Source organism: Oricola indica (genome assembly GCF_965227485.1).
Lineage (GTDB): Bacteria > Pseudomonadota > Alphaproteobacteria > Rhizobiales > Rhizobiaceae > Oricola > Oricola indica.
The window spans coordinates 1,709,680-1,727,701 of the sequence record NZ_OZ245747.1; the positions used below are offsets into that span (position 1 = coordinate 1,709,680).

Genomic DNA, 18,022 nt, shown 5'->3' on the forward strand with positions numbered 1-18,022 from the left:
CCGGTTTGGCCGGGCCGCTCTTTCTTCAGCGCAGGGCCGCTTCGATATTGCCGCCATCGACCGTCATGACATGCGCGGTGGTCCGCTCTGCGCGGGCCAGTGCGACGAAGGCGTCTGCCACGTGGCGCGCCTCGACCTCGGCGTGAAGCAGGTTCCCGGCCATATAGTCGTCCACGCTCACGCCGCGCGCCTCGGCGCGCTTGACGATGAAATCGTCGGTCAGGAGGCCGGAGCGGATCCGGTCCGCATTGACGCCATTGACCCGGACGCCTTCCGGTCCCAGTTCCAAAGCGAGTTGCCGTACGAGAAAGAAGGTCGCGGCCTTCGGCAGGCCATAGGCGCCGAAGCCCTTGCCCGGATTGACCGCCTGCTTGGAGACGTTGAACAGCAGCTGCCCGCCCGCGCCCTGCGTGCGAAACATTTCGACGGCGGCGCGCGCGAGCGCGAAGTGCGAGAAGAAATTGAGTTCGAAGCTGCGCCGGAACTCCGCCTCGTCGAGATCGCAGATCATGCCCTGAAGCGCCGCGCCGGCATTGGACACGACGATATCCAGCCCGCCGAACCGGGCGGCCGTGCGGGCAACGGCATCGGCAGGCCCGTTTGCCGACGTGAGGTCGACCTGGACGGGGAAGGCGGAGCCGCCGAGCGTGGCGACGGCCGTGTTGAGCGCCTCGGCGCTGTAGTCCACGAGGGCGATGTCGGCACCGAGATCGGCAAAAGCCTTCGCCGTGGCGAGGCCGATGGCGCCGCCGCCGCCCGTGACCATCACGACCCGTCCGCCGAAGGCTTTCGGTTTCGATTTCGCCAGCTTGGCCTGTTCCAGCGACCAGTATTCCATGTCGAAGAGGTCGTCCGTCCCGATCGGGTGGAAACCTCCGGCGGCCTCGCCAAGCGTCATGACCTCGACGGTCTGCTCGGCGATGTCGGCGGCCGCAGCGGCCGAGGCCGCGTCCTTTCCGATGCCCGCGATGCCGACGCCTTCGATCCAGGCGACGTTGGGCGAGGGGTCGAGCATGGTCTTGCCGCCGCCGATGCGCTTCGACTGGCTGGAGAAATAGGCCTTGTAGGCGTCCGTGTATTCGGCCACCGCCGCCGCGATGGCGTTGGCGTCGAGCCGGTCCTGCCTGAGAACCAGCGGACGGCCCTTGGTGCGGATGACATGGTCGGGCGACGCGACGCCGCGTCCGGACAGTTCTGCCAGATCGCCGCGTGCCAGGAATTCGTCGATGGTGTCGCTCATGCGCAGATCGACCACCGGCAGGGCGGCGCCCGCGCCGGCATGGTCGCGCCGCGCCGCGCCGATCGCGCCGCGCAGCGTGGGCAGGACGTCCGCCGTCGCCGGACGATTGCGTCCGACCGTGCAGGAAAAGGTGCGTCCGCCGGTCCGCCCGGCGAGCCATTCCTCGACCCGGTTGGTGTGGTCGATGACCCGGTCGTAGCTTTCCTTCGCCGTCTCGCCAAAGGTGAAATGGCCGTGGTTGAGCAGCACCATGCATTCGACGGACGGATCGGCCTCGAAGATTTCGGCGGCCTTCTTCGCCAGTGCGAAGCCCGGCATGATGTAGGGAACGATGGCAGCCTTTTCGCCGAAGATCTCGCGGATGGCGTCCTTGGCTTCGGGAAGGTTGGCGAGGGCGAGAAAGGCGGTGGCGTGGGTGTGATCGACGAAGGTATGCGGCAGATAGGCATGCAGAAGCGTTTCGACGGACGGATTGGGCGCGGAGGAATCGAGCAGGTTCGAGCGCTGGATATTGACCATGTCCTCGTCGGAGAGGCTGTCGAGGGTGCGCAGCCGCATCAGCGGGTCCATCGCGACGCCCGGCAGGCCGGGGGCCTCGATCGTGTCGAGATCCCAGCCGCTTCCCTTGACGTGGAGGACCCGGATTTCATCGCCGTGGATGTTGCGGCGGGTCACCTTGACCGAGGTGTTGCCGCCGCCATGCATGACGAGATCGGGATCGGAACCGATGAGGCGGGAGGAATAAACCCTGAGGGCAAGCGCCTGGTCGGCGGGCGTATCGCTCGCGGCCGCCGTGAATTGCGATGCCTTTTCGTCATTCCACAGATTGTGCCGCATGGTGTTTCGTCCTCCTCGGTCAGCGATCCTTTTTGACAAATGTCAGCGCCATATGTCAAATATTGAAAAAGCGAGGTTTTGACGATGCCGTCGATATCGACAAGAAGGGCTTCGGGGCAGATCAGCGGCGAGGATATCGTGGTCGAGGCCGCGTGGCTCTACTACCATGACGGCCTGAACCAGAACGAGATCGCCAACCGCCTCAAAGTGTCGCGCGCGACGGTGGTCAACTACCTGCAGGAAGCGCGTGAGCGCGGCTTCATTCACATCTCGCTTGCGCCGGAAGCTTTCACCAATCACCGCCTGGCCTGCGAATTGTGCAGCGTCTTCGGGCTGCGCGCGGCCTATGTCCTGCCCGACGGAACCGGCGGGCCGGACGAGCAGTTCGCGCGGGTGACGCGCGGCGCGGCCGACTGGCTGCCCTCCCTCGTCGCGCCGGGGGATCGGCTCGGTGTCGCCTGGGGCAAGACCATCTACGACATCGCCGAGAATATCGAGGAAGTGGTCATTCCCGGCCTGACGGTGCTGCAGCTGGTCGGATCGATGTCGACGCCCTACGGCTTTTCCGCCGAGGTGTGCTCCTCCAACGTCGCGCGCAAGCTCGGCGCGAAATGCCTCAACCTGCATGTGCCGGCGGTGTTGAGCGCGGCGGAGGTGGCGACGGTGCTGCGCAAGGAACCGATCATCGCGGCGCAGCTCGAGGCGACGCGGACCTGCAACAAGTCGCTGTTCGCGGTCGGGTCCTGCGACCATGACAGCCATATCGTCTCCAGCGGGGTCTCCACGCCGGAGGAACTGGACTGGTATGTCGATCACGGCGCGGCCGGGGTTCTGTGCGGCCGGTTTATCGATGCGGCGGGCAATCCGCTGCCCGGCCCTCTCGACGAGCGTATGATGGGCGTCGACCTCGAAGACCTGCGCGGCAAGGAAATGGGTATGCTCGTGTCGCTCGGCGAGGAAAAGGTTGTGCCGATGATCTCGGCGATCCGTGGCGGCTATGTCACGCATCTGGTGACGGGGCAGAGCGCGGCGCGCCGCCTGCTCGACATGGCGGCGGCCGAAGCCGCCTGACGCGGGATCAGGCGGCCGTCGTCTGACGTTCCGGGAACAGGCCGAGAAGACCTTCGCGGCTTGCCGCCGCAACGCCGCGCTCGGTGATCAGCCCGGTGACGAGGCGCGCAGGCGTGACGTCGAAGGCCGGGTTCTCGCCCGGCGTGCCGTCGGGCGAAATCTGCACCGAGGTGACCGAGCCGTCCTCCAGCTTGCCGAAGACGCGGGTGACCTCGCTTTCGTGGCGGTTTTCGATCGGGATTTCCTTGACGCCGTCATCCACGTTCCAGTCGATCGTCGTCGAGGGCAGGGCGACGTAGAAGGGGATGCCGTTGTCCCTGGCGGCGAGCGCCTTCAGATAGGTGCCGATCTTGTTGCAGACGTCGCCGCGCGCGGTGGTCCGGTCGGTGCCCACGATGACGAGATCGACCTGGCCGTGCTGCATCAGGTGGCCGCCGGCATTGTCGACCACGAGATGGTGCGGGATGCCGTGGCTGTTGAGTTCCCATGCGGTCAGTTGTGCGCCCTGGTTGCGCGGGCGCGTCTCGTCCACCCAGACATGAACCGGAATGCCCGCCTCGACGGCCTGGTAGATCGGCGAGGTCGCGGTGCCCCAGTCGACGGTCGCGATCCAGCCGGCGTTGCAGTGGGTGAGGATGTTGACGGGCTCGCCGGGCTTCTTGGTCTTCGCGATCTCGCGGATGATCTCGAGACCGTGAACGCCGATCATGCGGTTGGTCTCGACATCCTCGTCGGCGATTTCGCCCGCGCGCTTCATGGCGAGCGCGGGCCGGTCGGCTTCGGGCACGCCGCGCAGCCGCTCTCGCATGTCGTCGAGCGCCCAGCGCAGGTTGATGGCCGTCGGGCGGGTCTCGTGCAGCACGTCCCACGCATTGTCGAGCGAGGCGTCGGAGGCGTCGCGCGCCATCTCGACCGCCACGCCATAAGCGGCCGTCGCGCCGATCAGCGGCGCGCCGCGCACCCACATGTCGCGGATGGCCACCGCGAATTCGTCCAGCGTTTTCAGCGGCACGACGTGGAAGTTGTGCGGCAGCCAGCGCTGATCGAGGATCATCACCTCGCCCGTGTCGGCGTCGCGCCAGATCGCGCGGTAATGCGTGCCGTCAACCTTCATCGTCCGTCTCCCTCGTCGATTGCGCGCGCCATGGCGATCACCGCGTCCATGCCGGCGAAGCCGGCCCGGTTCACGGCCAGATGCCGTCCGAGCCTCAGTGCCTTCGTCTCGCATGCGGCGCGCAGCGCCGTGTCCTCGATCTCGTCAAGCTCGGCGATATGGGCGAGCCCGAGGATGCGGCGGTGCATTTCGACACCGGCAAAGCCAAGCAGGTCGCAGAAAATCTCGTGCAGCAATTCCTGCAGCGCCTGTTCGGCGGCGAAGCCCTGGCCCTGATCCTCGTAGAGCGCCGCGGGATAGAGCATGCCGTTGCGTTCGGTGCGCCATAGGGTCGAAAACTCCTCGCGGAACGTCTCCCAGGTTTCCGCGACGACGTCGAGAAGCCAGTCCTTGTAGTCGGACCGTGCCGCCTCGTCGACGATGTGGCCGGGCATGGCGTAATAGGCCATCAGGTAGTTGCCGATCAGCATCCCGACATCGAAACCCAGCGGTCCATAGAATGCGAATTCCGGGTCGATCACCCGCACCTCGTCGGCGGTCACCATTGCCGAGCCGGTATGCAGGTCGCCGTGGCAAAGCGTTTCCGAGCGCGCGGCAAAGGCGCGCTTGAGATGCTGGGCGGCAATCTTCAGGTCGATGTCGGCGCGCAGTTCCGCGACGATTCCGTCGAGTTCCGGCGTGTGGCGGTTCAGTTCCGCGTCGAAATAGGGATCGGTGAAAACCAGGTTCTCGGTGATGTCGCAGAGTTCGACATTGCCGGCGAAGAGCGCGACATCGGCCTTGCGGTCGGGCGCCGACATGGAAAGGTCGGAGCCGCGAAAGGCGGTGCGCGCGGCGAAGGCGCCGAGCACCTTGCCGAGATCCTTCACCTTTTCGCCGGCCATCATCTGCTGGCGCAGGATGATGTGCGGGTGAAGGCGCTCCATGACGATGAGCGCCTGCTCCTCGTCGAAGTGGAAGATTTCCGGCACGCTGCCCGGGTCGCGCGCGGCCTGTCGGGTCAGCGCGTGATATTCGAAGAAGGCGCGCTTCAACGGCAGCGGCCAGCTGTCGCCGACGAGGCGAACATAGGGCAGGGCCTGCTTGACGATGACGCTGTCGCCACCGCCCTCGACGATGAAGACGAGGTTGAGATTGCCGTCGCCAACCTCGCGGACGGTCCATGATGACGGGTCGGTTCCGAGCCGGTCCGTAATCGCTCCGATCTGCGCCAGCCTGCCGCCAAGCGTCTCGGGTGTGAGGGGTTCGTATTGCGAGCTCATCGCGTGCATTCCTCCCATTTCCCGGCGGCCGAAGCGCGCCTTTTGACCACAGCGTGAAGTCAATTCATGCAGTTGTCAATATCCATTGACTTTTGTCATGTAGCCTGTTTTCATCGTCTCGGGAGGAGACAATGCACGAAGCCGCATGCCGTATCGACAGGGTCGAGAAAGCCTTTGGGGACAACCGCGTCCTGAAGGATATCACGCTCGATCTGCCGGCAGGAACCGTCACCGTGCTCATGGGCGCGAACGGCGCCGGCAAGTCGACTCTCGTCAAGATTCTCAGCGGCGTGCATTCCAAGGATAGCGGGACGATCCGGCTGAGCGGTTCGGAATTCCGCCCGGAAACACCTGCCGATGCGATCCGCGCCGGCATCGTCACAGTGCATCAGAACATCAATGACGGCGTGATCCCCGACCTCGATGTCGCCTCCAATCTCATGATCGACCGGCTGGCCGAGAATTCCTACGGTTTCCTGTTGAAGCGGTCGAAACTGTTCAAGGCGGCGGAGGACATTGCGCGGCGCATGGACCTGCCGGTCAATGTGCGCCGACCGGTTTCCGATTACAGCATCGCGGACCGGCAATTGATCGCCATCGCGCGCGCGCTGTCGCATGATCCCAAGCTTCTCATCCTCGACGAGCCGACCTCGTCGCTCTCCGCCTCGGAGGCGGAAAGGCTGTTCAGCTATATCGAGCGGATGCGTGCCGAGGGCGTGGCCGTGCTCTACATCTCGCACCGCATGTCCGACATCCGCCGCATCGCGGACCGTATCGTCTCGATGCGCGACGGGGAAATCTCCGGCGTGTTCGAGGGCGAGAGCCTGGACTATGAAGGCGCGGTGAACGCCATGCTGGGGCATCGCATGACCGATGTCGGCATCGTCGTCCCCGAGCAAGGAAAGGCCGTCGCCGAACTGAGCGATATCCGGCTCATTCCGACGGCGAAGAGTTTCTCGCTGACGCTGCGCGAAAACGAGATCGTCGTGGTCACCGGGCTGCTCGGCAGCGGCAAGACCGCGCTGGCGCAGGCGCTTTTCGGCCTGCATCCGGTTCATGCCGGGTCAATTCGCCTCGACGGGCGGGACTATCGGCCGAAATCGCCGGGCGAGGCGGTCGCGCGGGGCGTGTTCATGTCGCCGAAGGATCGCGCCAACAACGCGGTCATCCGCGACTTCGACATCACCCGCAACATGACGGTGCCTTTCCTGCGCCGTTATGCCGGGCTGTCCTTCGTCAATCGCGGCGCGGAGCGGGCGAAGGCGCGGGAGATGATCGACGCGCTGTCGATCGTCTGCCAGAGCGAGCGCGACGACATTTCGACGCTTTCCGGCGGCAACCAGCAGAAGGTGATGCTGGCGCGCTGGCTCGCGCAGCAATGCCGGCTGCTGGTGCTCGACGAACCGTTCCAGGGCGTCGACATTCGCGCCCGGCGCGATATCGGCCACAAGATCCGCGAGACGGCGGGCAATCGCGCGACGCTGGTGATGGTGGCCGAGTTGGACGAGGCTCTGGAAATCGCCGACCGCATCATCGTGTTCTCCGAACACGCCGTCGTGGCGGAGTTCCGCAACGAGAACGTCAACCCGAACGACATCCTGACCGCGGTCGCCGGTTTCGCGGCCGCAAACCAGACTGTGCAGGCCGCATGACCATGACATTGAACGAGAAGGACGCAACCGTGGCGCAGGAGGGCAAGCCGGCCCGCAAGGACGGCGCACAGTCGAGGAACGCCATCGATTTCGCCATCCGTTTCGGCTTCATCGGCCTGCTGGTCGGACTGGTGATCTTCTTCAGCCTTGCCGCCGACGGCTTCTCGAGCCCGCGCAGCGCGGTCTTCATCTTCCAGTCGGTGGCGATCACCGGCATCCTCGCGCTTGGCGTGACGTTTACGCTGGTCGTCGGCGGGTTCGACCTGTCCATCGGTTCGGTCGCCACCTCGTCGATGATGCTGTCGGCCTATGTGATGGTGGTGCTGGAACAGTCGGCCTTCGTCGCCATCGTCGCCTGCCTCGTCATGGGCGCGGTCATCGGCTTCATCAACGGCGTGCTGATCGTCAAGACGAAGGTGCCAGACCTGCTGGCGACGCTTGGCATGATGTTCCTGCTGGTCGGGCTGCAGCGCATTCCTACCGAGGGCCGCTCCATCGCGACCGGCATGACGCTGCCGGACGGCTCGACGGCCAACGGCACCTTCTCGCCCTTCTTCCTGCAGATGGGCCGGCACCGGTTCGATCTCGTGCTGGACAATCTCCTGCCGATCTCGGTCGTGTTCCTGCTGGTCATCGGGGTGCTCGTCTGGGGCTTCCTCGAACTGACGCGGCATGGGCGGCTGATGTATGCGATCGGCTCGAACGAACGCGCGGCGAGCCTGACCGGCACCAATGTCAACGCCTACAAGATCGTCGCCTACATGTTCTCCGGCGTGCTCGCCTCGGTTGGCGGCATGCTGCTTGCCGCGCGGCTCGGCCGTGGCGACATCGCGTCGGGCACCAACCTGCTGCTGGACGCGGTGGCGGCGGCGCTGATCGGCTTCGCGGTGCTGGGCGCGGCCAAGCCGAACGCCTTCGGAACCGCGATGGGCGCGCTGTTCGTCGGGATCCTGCTGCAGGGCCTGACCATGATGAACGCGCCTTATTACACGCAGGATTTCGTCAAGGGCGCGGTGCTCGTGGTCGCCCTGGTCTTCACCTTTTCGCTGTCCGGCCGGAAAGCCGGAGGGCACTAACACGCAGTCAAATATCAACGGGAGGAAATGACATGAAAATCATCCGCAGAACCGCCATGGCCATGATGGCCGGGCTGACTGTCGCCGCGACCGGGCTTTCGGTCCGCGCGGCGGACATGCCCGCGCCGCTCGACAATCCGGGCGAAGTGAAGATCGCGCTGGTGCGTTATCTTTCGACCGGCGACTTCTTCCAGGCCTATCTGTCGGGCGTCGAGTCCCAGGCCGAGGCGCTGGGTGTCGATCTGCGCGTCTTCGACAGCCGCCAGGACGCAGCACTCCAGGCCGACATGGTCGACCAGGCAATCGCGCTCGGCGTGGACGGCATCGTCATCCAGCACGGCCTGACCGAATCCATGAAGGAAGCGGCGCAGCGCGCCGTCGATGCGGGCATCAAGGTCGTCGCCTTCGACGTGAATGTCGAAAACGAGGCGATCCCGCAGATCGAGCAGTCGGACTACCTGCTCGGCAAGCTGGCGCTGGAGCAGGCCATCAAGGACAACGGCACCGAGTGGGAAGCCGGCTATGTCTATGTTCCGGGCATTGCGCCGCTCGACCGCCGCCACGTCGCCTGGGAAGAAGTGAAGGAAGCCAATCCGGGTATCGTCGAAGTCGCCCAGATGGGAACGCTGGACAACCCGATCGCCAACTCCAACGCCAACCAGGCGCGCTCCGTGCTGCAGGCCAATCCGGGCATCTCGGTGTTTTTCGCGCCTTATGACGAGTTCGCCAAGGGCGTGAAGATCGCCGTCGACGAGGCGGGTCTCTCGCAGGACGTGAAAATCTATTCGGCAGACGTCTCGACCGCCGACATCTCCGCGATGCGCGAGCCGGACAGCGCCTGGGCCGCGACCGTGGCGACGAACCCCGCCGTCGTGGGCGAGGTTTCCGTGCGCGCGCTTGCCATCATGCTGACGGGTGGCGATCCGGGCGCACAGGTCGTGGTTCCGCCGACGCTGATCACGCAGGACTTCCTCAACGAGAACGACATCAAGAACATGCAGGATCTTTCGGCCAAGATGCCGCAGTTCGCTCATGCGGATGTCGCCATGACCGACTGGATGCCGCTGCCGGCGCGCTGAGCCGGCCAAGGCACCGAATACGAAAAGAAAAGGGGCCGCCATCGAGCGGCCCCTTGCACGAAGGAGGCGAGACACATGCTGAAAACCATCGATCCGCGCATGACGCCCGATCTCATGGATTGCCTGATGCGGATGGGACATGGTGACGAAATCGTCATCGTCGATGCTAACTACCCGGCCGAGTCCACCGCGGTGCATACCGTAAATGGCGCAGTTGTGCGGTTGCCCGCCATCGATGCGCCGGAGGCGATACGGCTGATCACCGGGCTGATGCCGCTGGACGGCTTTGCCGATTATTGCGCGCTGCGCATGGAGATCGACAATTCACCCGACGAGCTTGGAGACGTGCATCGCGCGGCGCTGGCGGTCATCGACAGCGAGAAACCGGAAGGCGCGGCGGTCAAGGGAATCGAGCGGCAGGGTTTCTACCAGCATGCGCGTAAGGCCTATGCCGTCGTGGCCACGACGGAGGCGCGCCCGTTCGGCTGTTTCGTGCTGCGCAAGGGCGTGATTTTCTAGGCCGCGTCCACGGCTTCGCGCATGGCGCGCACGCCGTCGGCGATACGGTCGCCGTAGCGGAGAAGACTCCCGCCGAGCAGGTAGACGACGTCTTCACCATACATGGACACCATGTCGCCGGCCCTTTCGACGCTCATGCCGCCGCCGGGGCTCGGGAACATCGGCTTGCCGATGCCGTCCGGCGCGCGGCAGGCTTCCGCGATCGAGCGGCATTCGTTGGCGGAAAAGCCGAAACGGCCGCCGACATTGGGGAAGACCGAGATGTCGGAGCCGGCGAGGCGCTGCAGGACGCCGAACATCATGGCGTGGGTGAAGCCCGTGTCTTCCGATAGCACATAGGGGCCGAGGAAGCTCGGATGGGTCATGATGGGCAGGCCGAACTCCGCGTCGCTTGCCAGTTCATGAACCGCGCCGAAGCCGTGCAGGCCCGGCATCAGCAGCACGCCACCGGCGCCGCATTGTTTCGCAAAGCGCGCATTGGCGACGATGTCGCTGCCCGGACCCGCGAGGTTCGGGAAATAGAGCGACGAGCCGCCCGTCTCGGCGTTGGCCTTCGCGACGGCGGCGGAGACCTTCTCGACGCGCTCGCGGAACGGCGCCATCGCCTGGTTGGCGAGGCCGTGGTCGTCCTTGACGATATCCGCGCCGCCGAGCGAGCAGCGATAGGCGATTTCGGCGAGTTCATCGGCGGTCGAGCCCATCGGCTTGATGACCGGCGAGATCAGGCCGCCTGTCGGCCGGTTGGCGAGGCTGCGGACGCCCTCGATGCCGAAGCGCGGCCCGGAAAACCGTTCGGCGATCGTCGCGCCGGGGTCAAAACCGATGACCTTGATGCCCTTCTGGATCGACGAATTGCCGAAGATCACGTTGAGCAATTGGACGATGTCGTTCCCGGCGCTGTCCGGGCTGTAGGAGATCGCCGTGTCGTACATGCCGGGCCCGGCGTCCTCGATGCGCTCGATCCGGCCGACGATCTCGTCGCGGATATAACCCTCGGGCACGATGTCGTCCGGGATTTCGACGGTCTGTTCGAGGGCGATGCCTTCGGCGCGTTCGCGGGCCTCCTTCTCGGACCCGGCGAAGATCCGGTAGCTGACGGTGAAGCGCTCCATGGCGTCAGAGCGCCTCGGCCTTGACGGCGGAGTGGACCGCATCGACACGGGCGACGGCCAGCGCGTCTTCGGTAATCCCCGTCCTGGCGCCGATGATCTTCTCGATACCGGCAACGAGCGCGGCGGCGTCGAGCCCGTAATGCTTCATCAGGTAGGCTCGCGAACCGCCATGGGCGTAGGTATCGCGCAGGCCGAGGCGCACGAGCGGTTTGCCGACGGCGTTCTCCGCCATGATCTCGGCGACGAGCGAACCGACGCCGCCGTCGATAACGTGGTTCTCAAGGACCACGACGCCCTTCTTCACCGAGGCGATGTGATCGAGCAGCGGCTGCGGATCGAACGGCTTTATGGTGTTGATGTGCAGATGGCGGATCGAGACGCCCGCGCCGGACAGGGCGTCGCGCGCGCGCAGCGCCTCTTCGGTCGCGATACCGGAGGTCACCACGAGGACGTCTTCGCCCATCGCCAGTTCGCGCATCCGGCCGACCTCGATGGGCGTGTCGAAGAGGCGCGGCACGGAGCCCCGCAGGACGCGACAATAGACCGGTCCGTCGATGGAATCGGCGGCCTCGCAAATGCTCTCGACCTCTGTCGCGTCACCGGTCTCCAGGATCGTCATGTTCGGAATAGACCGCATGACCGCGACATCCTCGATCGCCTGATGGGTCATGCCGCCGGGCGTGGTGATGCCGGGCAGGAAGCCCATGAGGCGGACCTTGCGGCGCGGATAGGCGACCGACGCCATGAGCTGGTCATAAGGGCGGCGGTAGAGGAAGACGCCGAAGGAGTGAAGGAAGGGCCTGAAGCCGGCGAGGCCAAGGCCGCCGGCAAAGCTCATCATGTTCTGCTCCGCCATGCCGAGCGACAGGAACTGCTCCGGATGGCGGTCGCGGAACCCGTCGATCTCGCAGGAGGATGTCAGATCGGCCGACAGGCAGAGCACATCCGGATTGGCGACGGCAAATTTCTCGAAGGCGCCGGCGTAGGGGCGGTTGACCATCTCGACCATGTCAGTGCGCCTCCAGTTCGACCGGCTCGATTCCGAGTTCTTCGGCGATCGCCGCATTCATTTCGTCGCGTTCCTCGGTCGTCTTGAAGCGGACGTAGTGAAGACGGGGGAAGCGTCGCTGCAGGAAGGACATTCCGTGTGTGGGCGAGGACCGCGCCAATATGATCAGGGGCTGGCCCTCATGCGGTTCGGCTTTGGCCTGGCGCAGCGCGTCGAGGTCGTGGGCATCCACCTCGACACAGACCGCGCCGAAGGTCCGGAACTTGGCGGCGATGTCGCGCACATCCATCACGCTGTCCATCGCGCCGTCGCATTGCTGGTCGTTGACGTCCATCAGGGCCCAGAGATTGTCGATGCCGTGGTGGGCGGCGGCTTGTACGGCTTCCCATGTCTGGCCTTCCTGGACCTCGCCGTCCGACATGAACACGCAAACCTGTCCGGTTTCGCCGCGGCGCTTGCGGCCCCAGGCGAGGCCAGCCCCTGTCGACAGGCCGATGCCGAGTGTGCCGTTGTGGACTTCCATGCCAGGCGAATGTTCCGCGCCGATCATCTCGACGGAGGAGCCGTCCCGGTTGAACATCTCGAGGCCTTCCGGCGCCATGCGTCCGGTCTCGATCAGGGTGGCGTAGGCGACGAGCGCGTAATGGGCGGGCGCGATGAAGAGGCGGTCATATTGCGGCTCGAAAGGACCGTTGTAGCCGGCACCGGTGACATATTCGTCATTGCCCGCGCGCGGAACGCCCGCGAAGGGTTTCGGGATCGCCGGCAGCGTCGGATCGCCGAGATTGAGCGCCTCGTTGTAGAGAAAGGCGAGCTGTTCGGCGGCCGAGCAGGCCTGGCTCAGATAGCCACCATTGTTGCGCATCGAATGCTCGAAAACGCGGCGACGTATGCCCAGCGCGACGTCCTGTGTCGATTTGCGATTGGCCACCTGCCTCACTCCCTTCGGTCACCGACCATAGGAGGGGGATTATACAAATGTCAAGGTGATTGGCTTTTGTATATAAAGAGTGGAAATCAGGTGCAGGGGATTGTGTTTCTCAAGCCGCGATCCGGGGCGCGGATGATCGCAGAATTCGAACGCAGCATACGCTTTGCAATCATCCTGTGTTCGGGGGTCGTGCGGCAAGGCCGTGAACGTGACGATCAGTGCCTGGCTGAGCTCGCCCGGCGAAGGAGGTTTCCTTCACTCATGACGTTCTGGCGGGTTGGCCGGAGGCGGCTTGGCGCATGGGCATTTGGCGAAGGCCGCCTGCCGGTTCCCGATTTCCATCGCCCCAATGGACCCGATGCCGGCTATGCACTAACAAGCGTTCCTGATCCGTGAAACGAGGCCGCTCGCCGATGAGTCGGCTCGCTACCAGTTGGAAGCAACAATCAATGAAGAATGCAATTCTGAGCTTTGCCATGTTGCCTTCCGAAGAGCTCGTCCGTCTTCGAGACGCTTTGAATGGGTATGAAATCGCAGTGCCCGCCATTGCGTCGCATCTCTCTCAGCGGGGCACCATCCGAAAGACTTTCGAACAGGCCGAACACTACGCCTGGGCATCCTACAGATACGACATAACCTGGGACGAAAAACTCGACCTGAAGCGGTTCTCCGAGATCGCCGGGGATCCCGCGACCTACCTGCCGGTTTTCGACCGGTACGGCCCGTATGAAGGGGGGAGCATCGCGACGATGACGCGGGCGCTTCACGACTTCTCGCGCGCGGAGCAGATCATCGGGAAGCACCGGCCGGATATCGTCATGTTCGTGAATCAACCCGAATCCGGTCTGGATTACATGCTGTACCGGATCGCGCTGCACGAGAATATCCCGATCATACTGACCCGGAACGGCGCGTTCTTCCATGCCCGGATCGCCGCAACGCGCTATGACGGTCCGATCATCGGTGAAGACGGTTTGCCCGCACCGTCCATCATTCCCCTGCACATGGCGAGCAGCGAAGGGAGGTTGTCCGTGGCGTCGCAGGCCGAAGTGGACAAGGTCATCCACGGGACCCGGACCTACAAACCGGGCTATCTGAAATACCGGCCCAACTTCAGGAAAAAACTGAGAAGACTAAGAACCGAGGGGCATCCGTTCAGGCCGGAAAAGCTGAAGAAGATTGCGGATATCTCGCAGAGCGGGTTCATCTTCAAGCGGCTGCTGAAGAGCCGGTACAAACGCTATTGCACGCCACTGGATCGCGCTCCGGTCAACGGGGTTTCGGTCTTTTTCCCGCTTCACTATCAGCCCGAACTGACCACGATGCCGCTTGGCGGCCGCTATGTGAACCAGATTCACGCGGTCAAGGCGCTTTCCGACACGCTTCCCGAAGGCTCGGCGATCTATGTCAAGGAACACACGAGCATGTTCTCCGCCGGGACGCGGGCGAGCACGAATTTCAGGCCGAAAGATTATTACAAGTGGCTGGCGAGCATCCCGAAGGTGCAACTGGTAGGGCTGGATGTTCCCTCACGCGAATTGCAGGAGATGACCGACTGCACGGCGTGCATCACGGGCACGGCTGGGTTCGAGGCGCTTCTTCGCGGCCGCAAGGCGATCCATTTCGGGACTGCCGCCTATGCCAATGCACCCAATTCGGTGGCGTTCGACGCGCTTGCGGCTTCGGGCGTGGAAGACTTCCTCGCGCACAGCGAACCGGTGGAGCGTGTCCTGGATTTCGCGGTCAAGGTCGAGCAACTGTCATATGTTCCGGACGAATTCGAGCGCCTGGAGGATATCTTCGCCTTCGGTATGCCGCGGCTTCGTGTCGAGACGCTTCTGAAGGGTATCGCTGCGTCCGCCTGAGCGCATTCTCCGGCGATTATGCGAAATCGTTCCGTCCCGGCTCGGCCGTTGCGAGATACTCCCCGAGGGCTGCCGGCATCGTTTCGCGGAACTTGATCTCGGCGAGATGGAAGTCGTCCGGTCCATCGATATCGATCGCCGTTTCCAACGGCACGTGCAGCGCGTGAATGTTTGCGCCTGTCATCGATCCGCCGAGAAGCGTCTCGGTGCGAATGACGTCGACCTGGCCCGTATGCCAGAGGATTTCCGGCAGTGACTGGCGCGGCAGGTTATAGGCCTCGTCCACGCCCGGGAGTTCCATCGCGGGCATGAGCCGATCGCCATCGGCGCTGCGCCACATCTTGTAGGGCGTGATCGGCGTCGGCGTGACGGAGCGCATGCATGTGATGCTTCTGTCAACCTTCATCCGGGCAATCGCGCGGTCGATCCATTCCGGCTCGCGGAACGGTGTCGTCGGGCGCAATTGCACGAAGAACTCGGGCAGATCGGCGCCGCGTTCGGTATGCCATTCGATGAGGTGAGAGAAAACGTCCATATCCGTGGCGGCGCTGCCCGCCGCGCTGGAAGGGCGGCGAAACGGCACGTCGGCTCCCGCGTCGGCGGCGGCCCGCGCGATTTCGGCATCGTCGGTGGAGCAGAGGACGCGGTCAACGCCGCCGGCGAGTTTCCCGACCGCAACGGCCCAGGCGATCAGCGGATGACCGCCGAGTTGCCGGACATTCTTTCCGGGCAGGCCCCTCGATCCTCCGCGGCCGAGGGTGAGCCCCCAGCACAGATCGGGGACGATGCGCACGGTCACGACCCGGAATCCACCGATTGGCCGAGCCATGGCTCAAGCTTGTTCAGCGCGTACCAGAAGCCGGCGCCATTGTTCTTGTGGCCCTGCCAGACCTCGGGGACGAAGCTCGCCTCGGGGCAGGTTTCATTGAGCACGTCGCATATGGGCTTCAGATCCATTGTGCCGTCGCCCACCTGCAGGCCTTCGCCGTCGATCCCCTTCGCATCGGCGATGTGGAGATGCGCCGTATGCGGACCGACCTTACGGGTGAAGTCGATCATCGACCATTTGAAATGGTTGCAGGCGAGTTGCGAGTGGGAGATGTCGAAGCAGACCCGCATGCCGGTGCGGGCGCAGAAGTCGGCGATCTCGTCCGGATCGACGAACAGATTGTGATGGCTCTGTCCGCCGAAATGCCAGGGAAAGGGCGGCATGGTCTGCGGAATGATCTCGACGCCGGTGGCGTCGATCTGGGCGAGGCTTTCCTCGATGAGCGCGTAAAGGCGGGTGCGCTCGGACAGGGGGCGGAAACCGCTCGTGGTGAAGCCGCCGAGATTGGCGATGATGAGCGGAGTGCCGGACTTGCCGTGCCAGGCCGCCAGCTTGCGGGTGAGGTCGCACACACGCTGAAGTTCACGGATCGAGCGGGACCGATACGCCTCGTCCTCCGAGGCGAGGTCGAGGATATGGTCGCCGGAGAACAGTTCCGGGGCGTGGACCGTCAGGTCGATGTCTAGAACGTCGTCGAACCAGTTTTCCAACGGTTCCTCCATGTCCTTGTAGGACAGGTGGTACTCGAGGAGGTCGGGGTTCGAGACATCCAGGATTTCCCGGTAATCGTGCCAGCGGACGGGGATGCCCCAAGGCCTGTCGAAATGGAAATCGCGGGCGGAAACATCGACGTCCTCGAGGTCGGTCCTGAAGAACGGCGTTCCCGGCGCAATCGCCCGGTTCGCCCTGCGGCCGATCAGGTCGGCGCGGTAGTTGGGCTGCAGCCCCTGGCCCGGGCTTCGGACCTCGATCAGGTCGTCGGTGATGACGGTCCCCGCCTCGATGGCGCTGCTTGCATAGAGCGATTTCGCCAGGACCTCGCGGTTCATCATTTCGCCCTGGGTCAGTTCGCGCTCGGCGGGCTGGCCGGTCGCTTCCTCGATCGCCCGGATGGAGCGAACCATCTCGGCAAGTTCATCCGGCAGGAGCGACACCTTGTGATCGTTGCCTTCCATGGAGCGGTCGACCGAGATGTGTTTCTCGATGATACGCGCGCCGAAGGCGATCGCCGCGAGAGGAACGATCCATCCCCTTTCGTGCCCGGAATAGCCGACCGTGCAGTCGCCGATCTTCGCCAGACGGGGAATATATCGCAGATTCACGTCCTTGTAGGGCGTGGGGTAGGTCGAATTGCAGTGCAGCAGCGCATAGGACGCGCTGTTTGCGCGGAGCAGCCGGACAGTGTCGACGATCTCGATCTCGGTCGCCATGCCGGTCGAGCAGATCAGCGGCTTTCCGGTTTCGGCCAGCACGGTCAGGAAGCCGTGATTGGTGAGATCGGCCGATGCGACCTTGTAGCCTTCGAGCCCGTAGCTCTCCAGCGCATGGAGGCTAGGCTCGTCCCAGGGCGTGCAAAGCGGTTCGATGCCGACCGCGCGGCAGTGATCGAAGAGCCGGAACATGTCGTCACGGCTCAGATTGTATTTCGCCAGCAGGTCGAGCGTGTATTGGGCGCCAAGATCGTGCGAGGCGCCCGCCGTGCCGCGGCCCGAGCCGTAGAGGGCCTCCATGTCGCGCATCTGGAACTTGGCGCAATCCGCGCCCGCGCTCACCGCGATGTCGACCAGCCGCTTCGCCAGTTCGACGTCGCCATTATGATTGTTGCCGATCTCGGCGATGATATAGGCGGGTTCGGCGTCGCCGATCTTCCGCGCGCCGATGCGGAACTGGTCCTGTCCCTGCCGGGCGATCGCGATCAGGTGGCCGGCTTCGTCGGTCAGTGGAATGACCCGGACGCGACTGTCCAGCCTTGCCGCTATCTCTTCCGGGCTTGCCGTGACGGGCAGGGTGACGAATTCCCGGTTGGCGACGAGGCCGACGGGGACATTCAGGTCGAGCTTGTCCGCGCTGGACAGCCAGCGCCGCACGTCGCCGTCGGTCAGGACGCCGATCGCACGGCCCTTCTCCGAAACCGCGACGACGAAGCCGCTCTTGTTCTCCGATATCTTCTGCAGGGCGAGGATCAGCGGATCCTCGCTGTAGATCAGAAATGGAGAGGTTTTTCTGTCGATGATCATTCGTCTTCGCCGTAACCGCGCATATGCATTTAAACCGGTGGGTGCGCCGGTTCACCCCTTCGGGACCCGGGCAATGCCGCCGGCACTCGCACCCTTGTCAGGATTGTCGCGCGCCTCGGGCATCGACAACGCGGCTGCTTACTACGCACTCGCCGCGATGTTGTCGATGGCGGGATGTTCCGGGGGGCT

The 18,022-nt window shown here is 64.3% G+C and carries 14 protein-coding genes; 6 read left to right on the top strand and 8 right to left on the bottom strand.

Translation table 11 applies throughout. The features are described 5' to 3' along the window. Positions 1–25: 25 nt before the first annotated feature. Positions 26–2,077 (bottom strand): bifunctional aldolase/short-chain dehydrogenase, encoded by a 2,052-nt coding sequence (locus tag ACQK2M_RS08740; RefSeq protein ID WP_425417470.1) that lies wholly within the window; start codon positions 2,075–2,077, stop codon positions 26–28. 84 nt (positions 2,078–2,161) lie between these two features. Between ACQK2M_RS08740 and ACQK2M_RS08745 the strand changes: the two genes are divergently transcribed. Next, complete coding sequence (locus ACQK2M_RS08745; protein ID WP_223475737.1) at positions 2,162–3,148, top strand: sugar-binding transcriptional regulator; 987 nt, start codon at positions 2,162–2,164, stop codon at positions 3,146–3,148. Between the two features lie 7 nt (positions 3,149–3,155). Here ACQK2M_RS08745 and mtnA read toward each other — a convergent pair whose 3' ends face one another. Both mtnA and mtnK read right to left on the bottom strand, forming a co-directional pair. Next, positions 3,156–4,262 carry an S-methyl-5-thioribose-1-phosphate isomerase gene (gene mtnA, locus ACQK2M_RS08750; protein ID WP_425417471.1) on the bottom strand — a complete coding sequence of 369 codons (1,107 nt, stop codon included), beginning with the start codon at positions 4,260–4,262 and terminating at the stop codon, positions 3,156–3,158. Next, positions 4,259–5,524 (bottom strand): S-methyl-5-thioribose kinase, encoded by a 1,266-nt coding sequence (gene mtnK, locus ACQK2M_RS08755; protein ID WP_425417472.1) that lies wholly within the window; start codon positions 5,522–5,524, stop codon positions 4,259–4,261. Before mtnK ends, mtnA begins: the two co-directional genes overlap by 4 nt. Positions 5,525–5,655: 131 nt before the next feature. Here mtnK and ACQK2M_RS08760 point away from each other — a divergent pair, with 131 nt between their 5' ends. The 4 genes from ACQK2M_RS08760 (at position 5,656) to ACQK2M_RS08775 (ending at position 9,850) form a co-directional block, all read left to right on the top strand. Next, positions 5,656–7,176: a sugar ABC transporter ATP-binding protein gene (locus tag ACQK2M_RS08760; RefSeq protein WP_425417473.1), complete on the top strand. Its 1,521-nt coding sequence runs from the start codon at positions 5,656–5,658 to the stop codon at positions 7,174–7,176. Next, complete coding sequence (locus ACQK2M_RS08765) at positions 7,173–8,252, top strand: ABC transporter permease (protein ID WP_425417474.1); 1,080 nt, start codon at positions 7,173–7,175, stop codon at positions 8,250–8,252. The genes ACQK2M_RS08760 and ACQK2M_RS08765 overlap by 4 nt, the downstream gene beginning before the upstream one ends. Before the next feature lie 32 nt (positions 8,253–8,284). After that, a complete protein-coding gene (locus tag ACQK2M_RS08770; RefSeq protein WP_425417475.1) occupies positions 8,285–9,331 on the top strand; it encodes a substrate-binding domain-containing protein in 1,047 nt (348 codons plus the stop codon). Between the two features lie 75 nt (positions 9,332–9,406). Then, positions 9,407–9,850 carry an RbsD/FucU family protein gene (locus tag ACQK2M_RS08775; RefSeq protein ID WP_425417476.1) on the top strand — a complete coding sequence of 148 codons (444 nt, stop codon included), beginning with the start codon at positions 9,407–9,409 and terminating at the stop codon, positions 9,848–9,850. On the opposite strand, the gene ACQK2M_RS08780 is transcribed toward ACQK2M_RS08775, so the two are convergent. The 3 genes from ACQK2M_RS08780 to ACQK2M_RS08790 are packed head-to-tail and all read right to left on the bottom strand — an operon-like array spanning position 9,847 to position 12,902. After that, positions 9,847–10,962, bottom strand: coding sequence for a RuBisCO large subunit C-terminal-like domain-containing protein (locus ACQK2M_RS08780; RefSeq protein WP_425417477.1), 1,116 nt, complete (start codon positions 10,960–10,962; stop codon positions 9,847–9,849). The genes ACQK2M_RS08775 and ACQK2M_RS08780 overlap by 4 nt on opposite strands. Positions 10,963–10,966: 4 nt before the next feature. Continuing rightward, positions 10,967–11,971, bottom strand: coding sequence for a transketolase family protein (locus ACQK2M_RS08785; protein WP_425417478.1), 1,005 nt, complete (start codon positions 11,969–11,971; stop codon positions 10,967–10,969). Position 11,972: 1 nt separating this feature from the next. After that, positions 11,973–12,902: a transketolase gene (locus tag ACQK2M_RS08790; RefSeq protein ID WP_425417479.1), complete on the bottom strand. Its 930-nt coding sequence runs from the start codon at positions 12,900–12,902 to the stop codon at positions 11,973–11,975. A gap of 449 nt (positions 12,903–13,351) precedes the next feature. On the opposite strand from ACQK2M_RS08790, the gene ACQK2M_RS08795 reads away from it, so the two are divergent. Next, on the top strand, positions 13,352–14,767 hold the full coding sequence (locus ACQK2M_RS08795; protein WP_425417480.1) for a hypothetical protein: 1,416 nt from the start codon (positions 13,352–13,354) through the stop codon (positions 14,765–14,767). Positions 14,768–14,783: 16 nt separating this feature from the next. On the opposite strand, the gene ACQK2M_RS08800 is transcribed toward ACQK2M_RS08795, so the two are convergent. Both ACQK2M_RS08800 and ACQK2M_RS08805 read right to left on the bottom strand, forming a co-directional pair. Then, positions 14,784–15,566 (bottom strand): cytidylyltransferase domain-containing protein, encoded by a 783-nt coding sequence (locus ACQK2M_RS08800; protein WP_425417481.1) that lies wholly within the window; start codon positions 15,564–15,566, stop codon positions 14,784–14,786. Then, entirely contained in the window at positions 15,563–17,833 is a 2,271-nt protein-coding gene (locus tag ACQK2M_RS08805; protein ID WP_425417482.1) for an N-acetylneuraminate synthase family protein, read from the bottom strand. The genes ACQK2M_RS08800 and ACQK2M_RS08805 overlap by 4 nt, the downstream gene beginning before the upstream one ends. Positions 17,834–18,022: the final 189 nt, after the last annotated feature.

Coding starts and splice junctions, on each gene's coding strand:
- ACQK2M_RS08765 (WP_425417474.1), top strand. CDS start 7,173: ATGACCATGACATTGAACGAGAAGGACGCAACCGTGGCGCAGGAGGGC.
- ACQK2M_RS08740 (WP_425417470.1), bottom strand. CDS start 2,077: ATGCGGCACAATCTGTGGAATGACGAAAAGGCATCGCAATTCACGGCG.
- ACQK2M_RS08760 (WP_425417473.1), top strand. CDS start 5,656: ATGCACGAAGCCGCATGCCGTATCGACAGGGTCGAGAAAGCCTTTGGG.
- mtnK (WP_425417472.1), bottom strand. CDS start 5,524: ATGAGCTCGCAATACGAACCCCTCACACCCGAGACGCTTGGCGGCAGG.
- ACQK2M_RS08745 (WP_223475737.1), top strand. CDS start 2,162: ATGCCGTCGATATCGACAAGAAGGGCTTCGGGGCAGATCAGCGGCGAG.
- ACQK2M_RS08795 (WP_425417480.1), top strand. CDS start 13,352: ATGAAGAATGCAATTCTGAGCTTTGCCATGTTGCCTTCCGAAGAGCTC.
- mtnA (WP_425417471.1), bottom strand. CDS start 4,262: ATGAAGGTTGACGGCACGCATTACCGCGCGATCTGGCGCGACGCCGAC.
- ACQK2M_RS08785 (WP_425417478.1), bottom strand. CDS start 11,971: ATGGTCGAGATGGTCAACCGCCCCTACGCCGGCGCCTTCGAGAAATTT.
- ACQK2M_RS08780 (WP_425417477.1), bottom strand. CDS start 10,962: ATGGAGCGCTTCACCGTCAGCTACCGGATCTTCGCCGGGTCCGAGAAG.
- ACQK2M_RS08805 (WP_425417482.1), bottom strand. CDS start 17,833: ATGATCATCGACAGAAAAACCTCTCCATTTCTGATCTACAGCGAGGAT.
- ACQK2M_RS08770 (WP_425417475.1), top strand. CDS start 8,285: ATGAAAATCATCCGCAGAACCGCCATGGCCATGATGGCCGGGCTGACT.
- ACQK2M_RS08775 (WP_425417476.1), top strand. CDS start 9,407: ATGCTGAAAACCATCGATCCGCGCATGACGCCCGATCTCATGGATTGC.